Origin of the sequence: Paraburkholderia sp. MPAMCS5 (assembly GCF_036016995.1) — a bacterium.
GTDB lineage: Bacteria > Pseudomonadota > Gammaproteobacteria > Burkholderiales > Burkholderiaceae > Paraburkholderia.
In genome coordinates this window covers 291,750-307,619 of record NZ_JAYXBK010000002.1, presented here as the reverse complement: position 1 = coordinate 307,619, position 15,870 = coordinate 291,750, and the positions used below count along the sequence as shown (strand labels likewise).

Annotated in this window: 16 protein-coding genes; 9 read left to right on the top strand and 7 right to left on the bottom strand. The window is 63.4% G+C overall.

Annotated features, from left to right (window positions below):
• Positions 1-9: 9 nt before the first annotated feature.
• On the bottom strand, positions 10-1,389 hold the full coding sequence (gene xseA, locus VOM14_RS05430; RefSeq protein ID WP_327627715.1) for an exodeoxyribonuclease VII large subunit: 1,380 nt from the start codon (positions 1,387-1,389) through the stop codon (positions 10-12).
• 569 nt (positions 1,390-1,958) lie between these two features.
• Here xseA and lpxK point away from each other — a divergent pair.
• The 5 genes from lpxK (at position 1,959) to VOM14_RS05405 (ending at position 6,016) form a co-directional block, all read left to right on the top strand.
• The gene (gene lpxK, locus VOM14_RS05425) at positions 1,959-2,975 is read left to right on the top strand and encodes a tetraacyldisaccharide 4'-kinase (RefSeq protein WP_327627714.1); all 1,017 of its coding nucleotides are present in this window, start codon (positions 1,959-1,961) and stop codon (positions 2,973-2,975) included.
• A complete protein-coding gene (locus VOM14_RS05420) occupies positions 2,956-3,159 on the top strand; it encodes a Trm112 family protein (protein ID WP_006050060.1) in 204 nt (67 codons plus the stop codon). Before lpxK ends, VOM14_RS05420 begins: the two co-directional genes overlap by 20 nt.
• A gap of 242 nt (positions 3,160-3,401) precedes the next feature.
• Positions 3,402-4,202 carry a 3-deoxy-manno-octulosonate cytidylyltransferase gene (gene kdsB / locus VOM14_RS05415; protein WP_327627713.1) on the top strand — a complete coding sequence of 267 codons (801 nt, stop codon included), beginning with the start codon at positions 3,402-3,404 and terminating at the stop codon, positions 4,200-4,202.
• Positions 4,203-4,417: 215 nt separating this feature from the next.
• On the top strand, positions 4,418-5,083 hold the full coding sequence (gene adk / locus VOM14_RS05410) for an adenylate kinase (protein WP_327627712.1): 666 nt from the start codon (positions 4,418-4,420) through the stop codon (positions 5,081-5,083).
• A 174-nt stretch (positions 5,084-5,257) separates the two neighbouring features.
• Positions 5,258-6,016: a 3-hydroxyacyl-CoA dehydrogenase gene (locus VOM14_RS05405; protein ID WP_327627711.1), complete on the top strand. Its 759-nt coding sequence runs from the start codon at positions 5,258-5,260 to the stop codon at positions 6,014-6,016.
• Between the two features lie 100 nt (positions 6,017-6,116).
• On the opposite strand, the gene VOM14_RS05400 is transcribed toward VOM14_RS05405, so the two are convergent.
• A complete protein-coding gene (locus VOM14_RS05400) occupies positions 6,117-6,959 on the bottom strand; it encodes a SirB1 family protein (protein ID WP_327627710.1) in 843 nt (280 codons plus the stop codon).
• Between the two features lie 5 nt (positions 6,960-6,964).
• Complete coding sequence (gene murJ, locus VOM14_RS05395) at positions 6,965-8,515, bottom strand: murein biosynthesis integral membrane protein MurJ (RefSeq protein WP_327627709.1); 1,551 nt, start codon at positions 8,513-8,515, stop codon at positions 6,965-6,967.
• A 527-nt stretch (positions 8,516-9,042) separates the two neighbouring features.
• Here murJ and rpsT point away from each other — a divergent pair.
• Positions 9,043-9,321, top strand: a complete 279-nt coding sequence (gene rpsT, locus VOM14_RS05390) for a 30S ribosomal protein S20 (protein ID WP_020069158.1) — start codon at positions 9,043-9,045, stop codon at positions 9,319-9,321.
• Positions 9,322-9,545: 224 nt separating this feature from the next.
• On the opposite strand, the gene VOM14_RS05385 is transcribed toward rpsT, so the two are convergent.
• Positions 9,546-9,893 carry a DUF3579 domain-containing protein gene (locus VOM14_RS05385; RefSeq protein ID WP_327627708.1) on the bottom strand — a complete coding sequence of 116 codons (348 nt, stop codon included), beginning with the start codon at positions 9,891-9,893 and terminating at the stop codon, positions 9,546-9,548.
• A gap of 447 nt (positions 9,894-10,340) precedes the next feature.
• Between VOM14_RS05385 and argF the strand changes: the two genes are divergently transcribed.
• Together argF and VOM14_RS05375 are read left to right on the top strand one after the other, a co-directional pair.
• The gene (gene argF / locus VOM14_RS05380; protein ID WP_327627707.1) at positions 10,341-11,270 is read left to right on the top strand and encodes an ornithine carbamoyltransferase; all 930 of its coding nucleotides are present in this window, start codon (positions 10,341-10,343) and stop codon (positions 11,268-11,270) included.
• 239 nt (positions 11,271-11,509) lie between these two features.
• Positions 11,510-12,736 carry an argininosuccinate synthase gene (locus VOM14_RS05375; RefSeq protein ID WP_327627706.1) on the top strand — a complete coding sequence of 409 codons (1,227 nt, stop codon included), beginning with the start codon at positions 11,510-11,512 and terminating at the stop codon, positions 12,734-12,736.
• A gap of 79 nt (positions 12,737-12,815) precedes the next feature.
• Here VOM14_RS05375 and murB read toward each other — a convergent pair whose 3' ends face one another.
• Positions 12,816-13,847, bottom strand: a complete 1,032-nt coding sequence (gene murB / locus VOM14_RS05370) for a UDP-N-acetylmuramate dehydrogenase (protein ID WP_327627705.1) — start codon at positions 13,845-13,847, stop codon at positions 12,816-12,818.
• A 181-nt stretch (positions 13,848-14,028) separates the two neighbouring features.
• Between murB and VOM14_RS05365 the strand changes: the two genes are divergently transcribed.
• Entirely contained in the window at positions 14,029-14,514 is a 486-nt protein-coding gene (locus VOM14_RS05365; RefSeq protein WP_064268707.1) for a YajQ family cyclic di-GMP-binding protein, read from the top strand.
• A gap of 77 nt (positions 14,515-14,591) precedes the next feature.
• Here the strand turns inward: VOM14_RS05365 and plsY are convergent, their stop codons facing one another.
• Together plsY and ybaK are read right to left on the bottom strand one after the other, a co-directional pair.
• The gene (plsY, locus tag VOM14_RS05360) at positions 14,592-15,233 is read right to left on the bottom strand and encodes a glycerol-3-phosphate 1-O-acyltransferase PlsY (protein ID WP_327627704.1); all 642 of its coding nucleotides are present in this window, start codon (positions 15,231-15,233) and stop codon (positions 14,592-14,594) included.
• A 125-nt stretch (positions 15,234-15,358) separates the two neighbouring features.
• Complete coding sequence (gene ybaK / locus VOM14_RS05355) at positions 15,359-15,850, bottom strand: Cys-tRNA(Pro) deacylase (RefSeq protein ID WP_327627703.1); 492 nt, start codon at positions 15,848-15,850, stop codon at positions 15,359-15,361.
• Between the last annotated feature and the right edge of the window lie 20 nt (positions 15,851-15,870).

Here is a 15,870-nt window from a genome sequence, read left to right as displayed (position 1 = left end):
GGTGCAATGTCAGAAACCGTCGGCGAGACGCGGCTGCACGTCGGCAAGTGAGACGTCCGCCGTGCCTTCGGCGAGATGCACCGTCAAGCGTCGCCCCGGTTTCAGTGACGATGGCGCACGCACCGCGCGGCCGGTTTGCGCGTCGAGCACCGCGGCATAGCCGCGCTCCAGCGTACGCTGCGGACTCAGCACTTCGAGCCGCGCCGCCAGCGTGGCGATACGCGCGCCCTGGCGTTCATGCTGACGCAACAACGCGGCGTCGAGCCGGTGTGCGAGATTGCCGAGCTTTGCCTCATGCGCGGCGAGGTCGGGACGCCAGCGCTGCCAACGCATCTGCAGCAGCGAAAAGCGCGCGCGCGCATCGCGCACCGGTCTCGCACCCGCGGACGCCAGCCGCGCGCTCAATTGCTGCAAGTGCGTGCGTTGCCGTGCAAGACGCTCGGCGGGCGAGACGAGCCGCCGCGCAAGCCAGTCGAGTTGCTGCGCGCGCCGCTCCATCATGCGGCCAAAGCCGCGTGCCAGTGTGGCGTGCCGATGGTCGAGTTCGCGCAACAACAGCACGCGTTGCGGGCTCACCAGTTCGGCTGCGCCTGTGGGCGTCGGCGCACGCACGTCGGCGGCGAAATCGGCAATCGTGAAGTCGGTTTCGTGACCTACGCCGCTCACGACCGGAATCGCGCTCTCAGCAATCGCGCGCGCCAGTACTTCTTCGTTGAAGGCCCAGAGATCCTCGATCGAGCCGCCACCGCGGCACACGATCAGCACGTCGACCTCGCGCCGCGCGCTGGCCGCCTCGACCATCGCGGCGAGCTTCGCGCTCACGCCGACGCCTTGCACCGGCGCGGGATAGACGATCACCGGAATATGCGGCGCGCGACGCGACAGCGTAGTGAGCACATCGCGCAACGCGGCCGCCTGCAACGAGGTGACGATACCGATGGCTCGCGGATGCGTCGGCAGCGCGCGTTTGCGTTCCGCGGCGAAGAGCCCTTCGGCTTCGAGTTGCGCCTTCAGCCTCAGGAACGCTTCGTAAAGACGACCCTGGCCGGTCCGCCGCACGGCTTCCACGTTCAGTTGCAGCTCGCCGCGCGGCTCGTACATCGTGACGAGCGCCCGCACTTCGATACGGTCGCCTTCCTTCGGCGTGAACTCGGCGTACTGCGCGCGGCCGCGGAACATCACGCAACGCATTTGCGCCTGCGCGTCCTTGATCGAAAAGTACCAGTGACCGCTCGCGGCGCGCGTGAAGTTCGAGACTTCGCCGGCGACCCACACGAGCGGAAACGAGCGTTCGAGCATCGCGCCGATTGCGCGATTGAGAGCGGAAACGGGAACGACGACGTCGCCGCCGGGCATCGTCGACGAAGTAAAGGGGCTATCGGAATTCATGCGGAGGATCTATGTGACTGGCCGGACAGACGATAGACCGAGCGGCCAGTCACGTCCAGCAGGGCACGCAAATTGTTAAAAGTGTCCACATGTCGGGAGCGGCAAGGCAGATCCCGCCAAAAGGCTCGGCAAACGCCAAAAAGACGCAGCATCCCATTGATTTATATGCGTTTTATAATCAATCAACGACGCATGCCGCCGATACAAAGCGCGTCCAACGGCACTTTCGGCCCTGCGCCCGGCCTATTCTCCACAGAGTTATCCACAGGACGCGGACACGGCGCGCGCCGAAGACGAGGCGTAGCGCGCCGCGCCGGCGACTTGCAGCCCGGGACGCGTGCGCGCTAGAGTGGCGGGTTTGGCAGGACGACAAAGTTGCGCGGCGTCGTGCGCATCGGGCGATGCGTGCATCGCGCACTGTTGCAGCTCCCTCTCTCGCTTCATTGTTCGACCGTCCGGAGAATCGCGTTGATGCCTGTCCCGCGCATTGCGCCTCGCGCGCCCTCTTTCCCCATCCGGCGCCCGCGCCGACCCTCGAACGGCGCGCACCTCGCCCGCCCGGCCTGCCGATGAGCGGAATCCTCGATCGCCTGGAAACGCGTTTCGCGCGCGAATGGCAACAGCGCGGACCGTTCGCATGGTCGCTGACGCCGCTCGCCTGCGTGTTCGGCGCAATGGCCGCGCTGCGACGCACCGCGTTCCAGCTCGGCTGGTTGAAATCGGTGCGCGTGGGCGTGCCCGTCGTGGTGGTCGGCAATGTGACCGTCGGCGGCACGGGCAAAACGCCGACCGTCATCGCGCTCGTCGAAGCCTTGCGCGCCGCCGGCTTCACGCCCGGCGTGGTGTCGCGCGGCTACGGCGCGCGCGTGAAGGCGCCGACGCCGGTCATGGCGGCATCGGCCGCGAGCGTCGGCGGCGACGAACCGCTGCTGATCGCGCGTCGCACGGGCGCGCCGGTCTGGGTGTGCCCCGACCGCGTCGCGGCCGCGCAGGCGCTGTGCGCGGCGCACCGCGACGTCGACGTGATCGTCAGCGACGACGGCCTTCAGCACTACCGCCTCGAACGCGACGCCGAACTGGTCGTGTTCGATCACCGGCTCGGCGGCAACGGTTTTCTTTTGCCGGCCGGTCCGTTGCGCGAGCCGCTGTCGCGTCGTCGCGACGCGACGCTGGTCAACGATCCCTACGCACGCACCTTGCCGCCCTGGCCGAACACCTTCGCGCTGCAACTCGCTCCCGCCGACGCGTGGCATCTCGACAGTCCCGCGTTGCGCCGTCCGCTCGCGCAGTTCGCGGGCGAGCGCGTGCTGGCCGCCGCGGGCATCGGCGCGCCGGAGCGTTTTTTCGCCACCTTGCGCGCCGCGGGACTCACGCCCGAGACTCGCGCGCTGCCGGATCATTACGCGTTCGAGCGCAATCCTTTTACGGATGTCGTTGCCGACGCGATCCTGATTACGGAAAAGGATGCGGTAAAATTAGGGTCTTGGCGCGACGCGCGCATCTGGGTTGTGCCCGTCGAAGCCGCGCTCGATCATCGCCTCATTGCATTAGTTGTGGAGAAAGTCCGTGGACGCTCGCCTGCTTGAAATTCTCGTCTGCCCGATCTGCAAGGGCCCGCTCAGCTACGACCGTTCCGCGCAGGAGCTGATCTGCAACGCGGACAAGCTCGCGTATCCGATCCGCGACGGCATTCCGGTCATGCTGGTCGACGAGGCACGACAAACGGTCGAAGGCACGCCGGTCGATTTGAATCCGGGCTCCGTGGCCTGAGCGAGCCGCGCCGCTTCAGCGGAAAGCGTCTTCGCTTGCGTTGATCCGCGCGGCCCGCGCCTCGGCCCCCGTTCAGTCATCCTGATCCGCAGTGTTTTCCCGGCGCGTGCGTTGTGCGTTGTGCGTTGTGCGATGTCTGCGCGAGCGCCTGACGCCGGACCCGCTGTCCGTTCGTGTGTCGTCCGGTTAGCTTGCCTTCCGCCTCACGAGCATTCAACTTCATCCTTCCGCTCATCTCTCCGATGACTCACGCCAACTCCGCCACTTCCCCGTTCGTTGCCGTCGTGCCCGCGCGTCTCGCGTCGACGCGCTTGCCCAACAAGCCGCTCGCCGACATCGGCGGCAAGCCGATGGTGGTGCGGGTCGCCGAACGCGCGCGCGAGTCGGGCGCCGAGCAGGTGTTGATCGCGTCGGACGCGCAGTCGGTACTCGACGCGGCTCGCGAGCATGGCTTCGAAGCCGTATTGACCCGCGCCGATCATCCGTCGGGCACGGACCGTCTCGCTGAAGTCGCGGCGCGCTACGGTTGGAGCGACGAAACGATCGTCGTCAACGTGCAAGGCGATGAACCGTTGATCGATCCGGCTCTGGTGTGCGGCGTCGCGTCGCACCTCGCGGCAACGGGCGATTGCGCGATCGCCACCGCCGCGCATCCCATCGCCGACGCGGCCGACATCTTCAATCCGAACGTGGTGAAAGTCGTGCTGGACGCGCGCAGCGTGGCGCTCTACTTCTCGCGCGCGCCGATTCCATGGGCGCGCGACGCCTACCAGCCGCACTGGCCCAATGTCGCGTCGATGCCCGCGCCGCCCGCGCCCGCGGTGGTTCATCGGCATATCGGGCTCTATGCATATCGCGCGAAATTCCTGCGCACGTATCCCGATCTCGCGATCTCGCCCATCGAACAGGTCGAGGCGCTCGAACAATTGCGCGCGATGTGGCACGGCGAACGCATCGCGGTACTGGTCACCCGCGATGTCCCGCTGCCGGGCGTCGACACGCCCGCGGATCTCGCGCGCGTACGGGCTTTATTCGGGTCTTAAGCGCAAAAACCCATGGCATAATCGGACGCTTGTGCGCGCCTCCCGTTGTTCGTCGTTATTTGCGAGTACCAGGGTTTGCCCGGTCGCACCGCACTTGTCTTGCAGCGCCGTCATGAACGTGCAGCGCGAGATCTGAACGGTAGCCGATGCGGGTCCCTCGCGCCTCGTGGGATGCCCCAGCGCCACCAAGAATTCACATAGTTCTGGAGATACACATGCGTTTGATCCTTTTGGGTGCACCCGGCGCGGGCAAAGGCACTCAAGCAAACTTCATCAAGGAAAAATTCGGGATTCCGCAAATTTCCACCGGCGACATGCTGCGCGCGGCCGTCAAGGCAGGCACGCCGCTCGGCCTCGAAGCAAAACGCTTCATGGACGCGGGCGAACTGGTCACAGACGAACTGATCATCAATCTGGTGAAGGAACGTCTGCAACAGCAAGACTGCGCCCACGGCTATCTGTTCGACGGCTTTCCGCGCACCATTCCGCAAGCCGAGGCCATGAAGCAGGCCGGCGTCGCGATCGACTACGTGCTCGAAATCGACGTGCCGTTCGACGAGATCATCGTGCGCATGAGCGGCCGCCGCTCGCACGCCGCGTCGGGCCGCACGTATCACGTCAAGTTCAATCCGCCGAAGGTCGAAGGTCTCGACGACGTGACCGGCGAGCCGCTGATCCAGCGCGAGGACGACAAGGAAGAAACGGTCAAGAAGCGTCTGCAAGTGTACGAATCGCAAACCAAGCCGCTGATCGAGTACTACAACGGCTGGGCAAAGAGCGGCGACGCCGCGACTTCGCTGAAAGCGCCCGCGTACCGCCGCATCTCCGGCCTCGGCACGGTCGAGGAAATCCGCGACCGCGTATTCGACGCGCTGAAATAAGCCCTGCGCAGCATGTGCTGGCAAGAAAAACCCGCCTTTTCTGGCGGGTTTTTTGTTTTCAGCACGATCGTTCTAATTTAATCTTGTGCCATCGCGATGTGGGATTATCAATGCAATGGGCGAACAGACGTTCGATCTGAATTGTGATTAACGTTTCAAAGGAAAGGAGAAGACATGGAGATTCGTGACAATGCATTTCTGATCACCGGCGGCGCGTCCGGCCTCGGCGCGGCCACGGCGCGCGTGATCGCCGAAAACGGCGGCAAAGTCGTGCTGGCCGATCTGAATCAGGATGCAGGCGAGGCGCTCGCGAAAGAGCTCGGCGGTGTCTTCGTGAAATGCGACGTGAGCCGTGAAGACGACGCGACGCAGGCAGTCGAAGCCGCGACGAAACTCGGCACGCTGCGCGGCCTCGTCAATTGTGCGGGCGTCGCGCCCGCCACCAAGACGGTCGGCAAAGACGGCCCGCATCCGCTCGACTCGTTCACGCGCACCGTCTCCATCAATCTGATCGGCACGTTCAACATGATTCGTCTCGCGGCCGCGGCCATGTCGAAGAACGAGCCGAATGCGAACGGCGAGCGCGGCGTGATCATCAACACAGCCTCGGTTGCCGCCTATGACGGCCAGATCGGTCAGGCGGCTTACGCGGCGTCGAAGGGCGGCGTGGTCGGCATGACGCTGCCCATCGCGCGCGACCTCTCGCGCAACGGCATCCGCGTCATGACGATCGCACCGGGTCTGTTCGAAACGCCGATGCTGCTCGGCATGCCGCAAGAGGTGCAGGACGCGCTCGGCGCCATGGTGCCGTTCCCGCCGCGACTCGGAAAGCCGGTGGAATACGCGATGCTCGCCAAGCAGATCTTCGACAACCCGATGCTCAATGGCGAAGTGATTCGCCTGGACGGCGCGATTCGGATGCAGCCGAAGTAACCCACGCGCCGGGTTGCGATTTCGCAGCTGTCAAAATAAAAACGCCTGCGCATGTCTCATGCGCAGGCGTTCTGTTTTGAAGCGCTCAGAAGCGCGCGTGCTAGTCGCGATCGTTGTGCTGCGTGCGCTGCCGCAGTTCCTGCAACTGCGATTCGACGACCGTCGCATCTTCGGCATCCGGACACTCGCCGAGATAACGCTCAAGGTCTTCGAGCGCGGGCCGCAGATAGTCGAGGCGTGCGTAGGCGAAACCGCGATCGCGCACCTCGTCGATACTTTCCGGCAACAGAATCACGAGACGCTGCTGCACGGCAAGCAGGCGCTGCCAGCGCTCGGTCTGGAGATAGGTGGACTTCAGATTGCGCAACATCCGCGCGATGATCTCGCGGCGCGTGGCCGGCTGAAGCAGCATGCGCAACGCCCGGCTCACCGATTCGCCCGCCGACGCGACATAGGGCTCCAGCATCTCGACCATCTCGGACTCCGAAAGCGAATGTCCACTCGTGGGATCGAGCATGACGTCGCCGTCGGGCGTGGTGACACGCAGCAGGAAATGGCCTGGAAACGATACGCCGCGCACCGGAATGCCGATCTGCTCGGCCATCTCCAGATACAGCACCGCCAGCGAAATCGGAATGCCGCGGCGACGCTTGAGCACGGCATTCAGATGGCTGTTGTCCGGGTCGTAATAGTCGTTCAGGTTGCTGGCGAAACCCAGCTCGCGGAAGAAAAAGCGGTTCAGAATGCCTACCTTCTGACGGATGTCCGCGTCTTCCGGCATGCGGCGCTGCAGGCGCACCACGAGTTCGTCGATCTCGGCCAGCGTGCCTTGCAGATCGAGGTCGGGATAAGCGTCCTGCGCGAGCGAGAGCGCCGCCTCTGTCAGGGGCAAGCTGTCGTCTTCGGCCACGAGCGTGCTGAAATAGTCGAGAACCCGCGTCATCGTTATCACTTCACTCGCCTTTTGAAATACGCGTATTTGAAGCCCATCAGCCAAAGCATACCGAAATACAGCGCGGCGAACAGCACGAGGCAGGCGGCGAGGAGCGCGATGCGATCGAGCGGCCGGTCATGCATGCCGATCCAGTCGAAGTTCAGCGCGAGCCAATGCATGACGCCCGCGAGCACGAGACACGCGCCCAGCAATTGCACGAAAAACTTGAGCCAGCCACTCGACGGCGTGTAGATGCCGCGCTTGCGCAAACCGAGGAACAACAGCAGCGCGTTGCCGCAAGCGCCGAGTCCCACGCTCAGCGTGAGCCCCGCGTGCGCGAAGATCGGCACGAACACGTAATTGCTCAACTGCGTGAGAACCAGTACGCCGATGCCGATCTTCACCGGCGTCTTGATGTCCTGCTTCGCGTAAAAACCGGGTGCGAGAATCTTGATCAGAATCAGACCGATCAGGCCGACGCCATAAGCGGCCAGCGCGCGCCCCACCATGACGACCGCGTTGCCGTCGAACTTGCCGTAGTGAAACAGCGTGGCCGTCAACGGCTGCGCAAAAAAGAACAGCGCGACCGCGCTCGGCGCGGCGAGCAGGAACGTCACGCGCAAGCCCCAGTCGAGCAGCGACGAATATTCGTGCGTGTCCGCATCGACGTGCGCCTTCGAGAGACTCGGCAGCAGGATCGTGCCGAGCGCGACGCCGAGAAGCGCGGTGGGGAATTCCATCAGCCGGTCGGCGTAATTGATCCACGACACGGCGCCCGGCCCGATGCGCGAAGCAATGTTCGTGTTGATGATGAGACTGATCTGCGCGACGGACACGGCGAACATCGCCGGCACCATTTTCGACAGGACGCGCTTCACGCCGCGATGCGCCAGGGCCCGCACGGGGTTCAGGCCGATGCGCGGCACCATGTCGATCTTCCTCAGCCCCGGCAATTGCACGACGAACTGCAACAAGCCGCCGACGATCACCGCCCATGCGAGCGCATAAACCGGCGTGTGCAGCCGCGGTGCGACGAACACGGCGGCGACGATGAACGCCACGTTCAGCAAGACCGGCGCGAATGCGGGCAGCGAAAAATTCCGGTACGTGTTCAGGACGCTCGACGCGAGCGACGTCAGCGAAATGAAAATGATGTACGGGAACATGATGCGCGTCATGGTGACCGCGAGCGCGTACGCCTGACCTTCATGCGCGAGGCCCGACGCGACCACGAACACGACGCCCGACGCGCCCAGCACGCCGATGATCGACAGCACCGCGAGCGCCCACGCGAGCACCGCGGAAGTGGCGTCGACGAGCGCTTTGGTGGCGTCGTGGCCTTGCTGGTTCTTGAACTCCGCGAGGATCGGCACAAAGGCCTGCGAGAACGCGCCCTCGGCGGAAATGCGGCGCAGCAGGTTCGGGATACGGAAGGCGACGTAGAACGCGTCAGTGTATTGACTGGCGCCGAACGCGCGAGCGATCAGCGTTTCGCGGGCCAGTCCGGTCACGCGCGACAACAGCGTGAAGCCGCTGACCGTCAGCAGGGCTCGGAATAGATTCATGGGGCGCTTATTATACGGGTGCCGCAAAGGCGGACGACGAGCCGGGAAGCGATTCGGACCGATTTGCTCCGCAGACGTTCGGTTCGGGCAGCGAATTCCGTCGTTTTTATTGCGCGCCGCGATAAAGGCCACGCATCCGCCGCGTGGGCGGTTCCGCTTTGAAGCGCTTGCGCTTTGCGGCTGCGGTGTCAGGCTCGCGGCCGCGGCCGATTGAGCAGCGGCGGATTTCCGTTGCCACGTCCCTGATTTTGTTGCTATAATCGCCGGTTTCGAAGCTCGCTCAGTTCTCGGGCGGTTCTCGGACAATGTCCGGTCAAGGTTCAAGTCGGCAACCAGGTTGCCTGCCCGCATCCTTGAAAACACCGGAAACCGGAACACCGTCAGTTCGGGCGCGCCTTCGCGTAGTTCGATCGTTTTTCGACACTTTTGCGCTCTTGGGCAATCGCTTCCAAGAGTTCGGATCTAAAAGCAGCACCTCACCACTTGAAGGTCAGGTACTGGAAACAGGAACAGGATAAGGAACCGTCATGGCTAACTCCGCACAAGCACGCAAGCGCGCCCGCCAGGCCGCCAAGGCAAACTCGCACAACTCGGCACTGCGCTCGAAGTTCCGCACGGCTATCAAGGCTGTCCGCAAGGCGATCGACGCCGGCGACAAGGCTAAGGCCGCAGAAATCTTCCAGGCATCGTCGAAGACCATCGACATCATCGCCGACAAGAAAATCGTTCACAAGAACAAGGCTGCTCGTCATAAGAGCCGCCTCGCCGCAGCCATCAAGGGTCTGCAGGCGTCGGCAGCACAGTAATTCCGGTCAGCCCGCTTCGGCGGGCTACCTCCTGTTTCCGCTGCACGGAAAAGCCCGCTTTGGCGGGCTTTTTTGTTTGGGCCGCACATATCGGCACCGTTGCCGCAGCGATTCGTCGCGGCGCGCTCGCGAGTTGAAACGAACCCTGTCGCTCCAACAGCGCGCATAAAAAAACCCGCTGATCGATCGCGGGTTTTTGTTTTTCGGAGCCGGCGCGGCTTGCCTCAGATGATGTGCCGCTTGGCTTGCGGCGCGGGAGCGTGCTCGAGTTCCAGCTCGCACGCTTCGGTCACGACGAGGTCATTGTCTTTCGCGAAGTTAAGGACGAAGTCGAAAGCCATGGGTTCGATGTCGCGCAAGCGCGAGTCGAGAATCACGCACTTGAGGTCGCCAATCATGGTTGGCCGGACATACAACGAGTACTGCATGTAGGCGTTCGGACCCTTTCGCGCGCCCGGGCCGAAAGATGACATTACGCCCGCGAGTCGCTCCGACCAATCGCTCGGCCGGAATTTTCTTCCCGTCGATGTAATGCCCTGGATGAAATATTCGGTTGGAGCTGCTTCGGCCATGTAGGAATACCTGTGTGACTGCTCAGCGGATGACGACGACAGCAAGCGAAAAGACAGATTTCGAAACTGCGCCCGGCGCGTACGCCGCTTTCCTGTGAGCCGCGCCGCCGGAACCACGAAGGGCCGGCCGAGCCGCTGTGGCGCACACCTTGACGGCGTGCCGCGAACTCGCTCGGCGCACGGCGCGAGTGATGAGAACCGTGCCCCGCCAAGCGGAGGACTGGTCTGCTGAGCCTTGGAATAACCCGCAGATTATAGCGCAGCACGACTTTTTCCGCAGTGCACACAAGCTTGATCTGACAGGCGCATGAGGCTTTCAAAGCGCTTTCCCGGCCTTTTGGCCGACTCGTCAAACGAGGCGAAATCCTTTATGCTGCATTGAGTTACCACATAACGACGGCGGCGCCGTCCGGCAATCCTGCCGGGTGAGACCGCCGTATTTGTTTCATGACCGCCAAGAAAATTCGCCACTATCTGCAGTTCAAGGATTTCTCGCTCGACGACTACGAGTACGTGCTTGAGCGCGCGCGAATTCTCAAGCGCAAGTTCAAGAACTACGAGACTTATCATCCGCTGCACGACCGCACGCTGGCCATGATCTTCGAGAAGAATTCGACGCGCACGCGCCTGTCGTTCGAAGCAGGCATTTTCCAGCTGGGCGGACACGCCGTCTTCATGAGCACGCGCGACACGCAACTGGGTCGCGGCGAACCGATCGAAGACGCGGCGCAGGTCATCTCGCGCATGGTGGACATCATCATGATCCGCACGTTCGGTCAGGACATCATTCAGCGCTTCGCCGAAAATTCGCGCGTGCCGGTGATCAACGGGCTGACCAACGAATATCACCCCTGTCAGGTGCTGGCGGACATTTTTACGTATTTCGAGCATCGCGGCCCGATTCGCGGCAAGACGGTCGCATGGGTCGGCGACGCGAACAACATGCTGTACACGTGGATCGAAGCCGCGCAGATTCTCGGCTTCAGACTGCGCCTGTCCACGCCGCCGGGCTACAAGCTTGATCGCGCGCTGGTCGCCGCCGAAAGCGCCCCGTTTTACGAAGAATTCGACGACCCGAACGAAGCCTGCGCGGGCGCCGATCTCGTCACCACCGACGTCTGGACGAGCATGGGTTTCGAAGCCGAAAACGAAGCGCGCAAGAAGGCTTTCGCCGACTGGTGCGTTGACGCGGAAATGATGGCGCGCGCCCATGCAGACGCGCTCTTCATGCACTGCCTGCCGGCCCATCGCGGTGAAGAAGTGAGCGCGGAAGTGATCGACGGCCCGCAAAGCGTCGTGTGGGACGAGGCGGAAAACCGCCTGCACGTGCAAAAGGCGTTGATGGAATATCTGCTGCTCGGCAAGCTCAATCACTGAGCCAACGGCTGCGCAGCACTTGCGCGAAGCGCGACGGGGCCTTGATTACGAGGCAAGGCATCCACGTCGGCGCCGCGCATCCGGCCGGCGCGCACCGCTGCAAAGCGATCCCGGCAATCTTCGTCGCCAACGCCCAAAAAAGCGGGCAAGCGCCGATTTAGTGTCAAAATAGTTGTTTTCCGCGCTCCGGAACCGCCGGCGCGCCTTGTTTTCCCGCTTTCTCCAGCTACGAGTTCACCATGAGCGATATCAAGAAAGTCGTGCTCGCCTATTCGGGCGGTCTCGACACCTCCGTCATCCTGAAGTGGTTGCAGGACAACTACGACGCCGAAGTCGTCACGTTCACGGCCGACATCGGCCAGGGCGAAGAACTGGAGCCGGCGCGCAAGAAGGCACTGCAACTCGGCATCAAGCAGGACAACATCTTTATCGAAGACCTGCGCGAGGAATTCGTGCGCGACTTCGTGTTCCCGATGTTCCGCGCCAACACGATTTACGAAGGCGAGTACCTGCTCGGCACGTCGATCGCGCGTCCGCTGATCGCCAAGCGTCAGATCGAGATCGCGCGCGCCACCGGCGCGCACGCGGTGTCGCACGGCGCGACCGGCAAGGGCAATGACCAGGTTCGCTTCGAACTCGGCTACTACGCGCTGGAACCGGGCATCAAGGTGATCGCACCGTGGCGTGAATGGGATCTGCTGTCGCGCGAAAAGCTGCTCGCGTACGCGGAAAAGGCCGGCATTCCGATCGAAATGAAGCACAAGCAAGGCGGCGCACCGTATTCGATGGACGCGAACCTGCTGCACATTTCGTTCGAAGGCCGTCACCTGGAAGACCCGAAGGCGGAAGCCGAAGCCGATATGTGGCGCTGGACCGTGTCGCCGGAACAGGCGCCGGACCAGGCTGAATACATCGACATCGAGTACGAGCACGGCGATCCGGTCGCGCTCAACGGCAAGCGCCTGTCGGCGGCTGAAATGCTGACCGAACTGAACCGTCTGGGCGGCAAGCACGGCATCGGCCGTCTGGATCTGGTGGAAAACCGCTACGTCGGCATGAAGTCGCGCGGCTGCTATGAAACGCCGGGCGGCACGATCATGCTGAAGGCGCACCGCGGCATCGAGTCGATCACGCTCGACCGTGAAGTGGCGCACCTGAAAGACGACCTGATGGCCCGCTACGCATCGCTGATTTACAACGGCTACTGGTGGAGCCCGGAGCGCCGCGCGATCCAGGTGCTGATCGACCACACGCAGGATAAGGTCAACGGCTGGGTTCGCGTGAAGCTGTACAAGGGCAGCGTGTCTGTTGTCGCTCGCGATTCGAAGGAAACGCTGTTCGACAAGACCATTGCCACGTTCGACGACGACGGCGGCGCCTACAACCAGGCCGACGCCGGCGGATTCATCAAGCTGAACGCGCTGCGTATGCGCATTGCGGAAAACGCGCGCCGTCAGCGCGGCTAACGGCAGGCGTTTCAGCAGACGTAAAAAAGGCGCCGGGGTGGAAACCCCGGCGCCTTTTTTACTTCCTACGTGACGGACATCATATGCAAACCGGCTCGGCCTCCAGGGCCACGCCGAATCGCTCCAGCACTTCGCGCTGAATCGCGCGGGCAAGCGCCAGCACTTCAGCCCCGCGCGCGCCGCCACGATTGACCAGCACCAGTGCCTGACGCTCGTGCACACCGGCCGCGCCCATCGCGCGCCCCTTCCAGCCGCATCGGTCGATAAGCCAGCCCGCCGCGAGCTTCACCCGCCCGTCGGGCTGCGCATAAGAAACCAGGTCCGGCTCGCGCTCTTTCAGCGCCTCGAACTGTGCGGCATCCACCACCGGATTCTTGAAAAAGCTCCCCGCGTTACCCAGCTCGAGCGGATCGGGCAGCTTCGCGCGACGCACCGCGACCACGGCATCGAATATGGCCTGCGCGTCGGGCTGCTTACCATCCGCAGCAAGTTCCCGCGCGAGATCCGCATAGCCGGCGCGCGGCTCCCACGCCTTCGGCAAACGAAAAGTGACTGACGTAATCACAAAGCGATCGCGCCCTTCCCGCTTGAAAAAACTGTCGCGATAACCGAACGCGCAAGCCTGCGCATCGAGTTCGATTGTCTCGCCGGTGGCAAGCTCCACCGCGCGCAACGACGCGAAGCGCTCGCACATTTCCAGCCCGTATGCGCCGATGTTCTGGATCGGCGCCGCGCCCACCGTGCCCGGAATCAGCGCGAGGTTCTCCAGGCCCGGCACACCTTGCGACAACGTCCACGCAACGAACTCATGCCACGGTTCGCCGGCGGCCGCCTCGACATACACGGCGTCGGCGTCCTCGCGCAAAATGCGGCGTCCGCGCAACGCCACCAGCAGCACGAGTCCCGCGAAGTCGCCGGTCAGCACGACATTGCTGCCGCCGCCGAGCACGAGGCGCGGCAAGCCGGCCGCGCGCGGATCGCGCACCGCGGCCATCAGTTGCGCTTCGCGCTCGATGCGGCACGCCCACTGCGCACGGACGTCGAAGCCGAAGCTGTTATGCGCCTTCAGCGGATAAGCGGCAATGAACCCGGCGGAATCGGTTTGAGACATCGGCGTGGAAACTATGAGACGGACAGGGAAACGGCTTCGGACTTCGGCGCGCGTATCGCGCGCCGTCCTTGGGCAAATGGAAGCGGCGTCGGTAAAATGACGTCGGTCCGTGATTATAGCGAGTGCCCCGCGACGAGCCGCCCGGCTGCGTCAGCCACCGCTGCACTATTGGGAGAAAACAATGCCATCGTTCGACGTCGTCTGCGAAGCGAACATGATCGAAGTGAAAAACGCGATCGAGCAATCCAACAAGGAAATTTCAACCCGCTTCGACTTCAAGGGGTCGGACGCGCGCGTCGAGCACAAGGAAAACGAAATCACCGCCTATGCGGACGACGACTTCAAGCTCGGCCAGGTGACAGACGTCCTGCTGTCGAAAATGGCCAAGCGCAATGTGGACGTGCGCTTCCTCGACTACGGCAAGATCGAGAAGATCGGCGGCGACAAGGTCAAGCAAGTCATCAAGATCAAAAAAGGCGTGTCCGGCGACCTGTCGAAGAAAATCGTGCGCCTCGTGAAGGACAGCAAGATCAAGGTCCAGGCGAGCATTCAGGGCGACGCCGTGCGCATCACCGGCGGCAAGCGCGACGACCTGCAAAGCGTGATCGCGATGCTGCGCAAGGACGTGACCGACACCCCGCTCGACTTCAACAACTTCCGCGACTAAACCCTGCGGCCAGGCCTTTGTCGCAACCCGGCGCCTGGCCTCACCGGCGCGGCGGTTGCAACGGGACTCGCCGCCGCTCAGCGATCTTCACTGGCCGGACTCGCAGCCGCGGGCGCCTTTTTTTTGTCGCCGATGCGGCTTTCCTCGCCGCGCATCAGCTTGGCGATATTGCCGCGATGACGCCACACGAGCAGCGAACTCATCACGACGATAGCCAGCGCGATGATGTGCGGCCCGAACAGGAAGCCGTCGAAGACCGGCGCGAACACGGCTGCCGCCAATGCCGCCAGCGACGAATAGCGCGTGAAGAACGCCACGATCAGCCAGGTCAGCAAGGTCGCCACGCCGAGAATCGGGTTGGTGGCGAGCAGCACGCCTGCCGCCGTCGCCACACCCTTGCCGCCCTTGAAGCGGAAAAACACCGGGTAAAGGTGGCCGAGAAACACGGCGACGGACGCGATGGCCACCGAAGTGTCGTCGAGCCCAAAGCGCGCGCCGAAATGCACGACGAACCACACGGGCAGCCAGCCCTTGAAGGCGTCGCCGATCAGCGTGAGAATCGCGGCCTTCTTGCTGCCGCTGCGCAGCACGTTGGTCGCGCCGGGGTTGCCGGAGCCGTACGAGCGCGGGTCGTCGAGCCCCATCGCGGCGCTCACGATCACGGCGAACGACACCGAGCCGATCAGGTAGGCAACGACGGCAACGATCAGGTTTTGCATCTGTGACTCTTATAAGGACCGGCGGTCTGCAACTGAACAGCACAACCGCCACAGGAAACGGAACGCGAAACAAAGCGGCGCACATTCTACCGAACGCGCGCGTCCGGGAAACATTCAGACAAACGTCAATCCACGCTCGCGCACTGCACCGCCTTCGCCGCCAGCAATTGCGTGAGCACTTTCGGCTCGATGCTGACGAGAAAGCCGCGCCGGCCGCCGTTCAGCCAGATTCTGTCCATCTCGAGGATGCTCGACTCCACATACACCGGCATCTGCTTGCGCGTGCCGAAGGGCGACGTGCCGCCGATCAGATAGCCGGAATGCCGGTTCGCCACCTCGGGCTTGCACGGCTCGACGCGCTTCGCGCCGATCTGCCGCGCGAGCTTCTTGGTGCTGACGGTACGGTCGCCGTGCATGAGGACGATCAGCGGCTTCGCGTGCTCGTCTTCCATGACGAGCGTTTTCACCACATGATGTTCGTCCACGCCGAGCTGGCGCGCCGATTCGCCGGTGCCGCCGTGCTCGACATACTCATAAGGATGCTCGCCGAACGCGACGCCGTGACGGCGCAGAAGCTGCGTCGCGGGCGTTTCGGAAACGTGTCTGGATTTGCTCATCGGCGCATTGTAATGGCGAG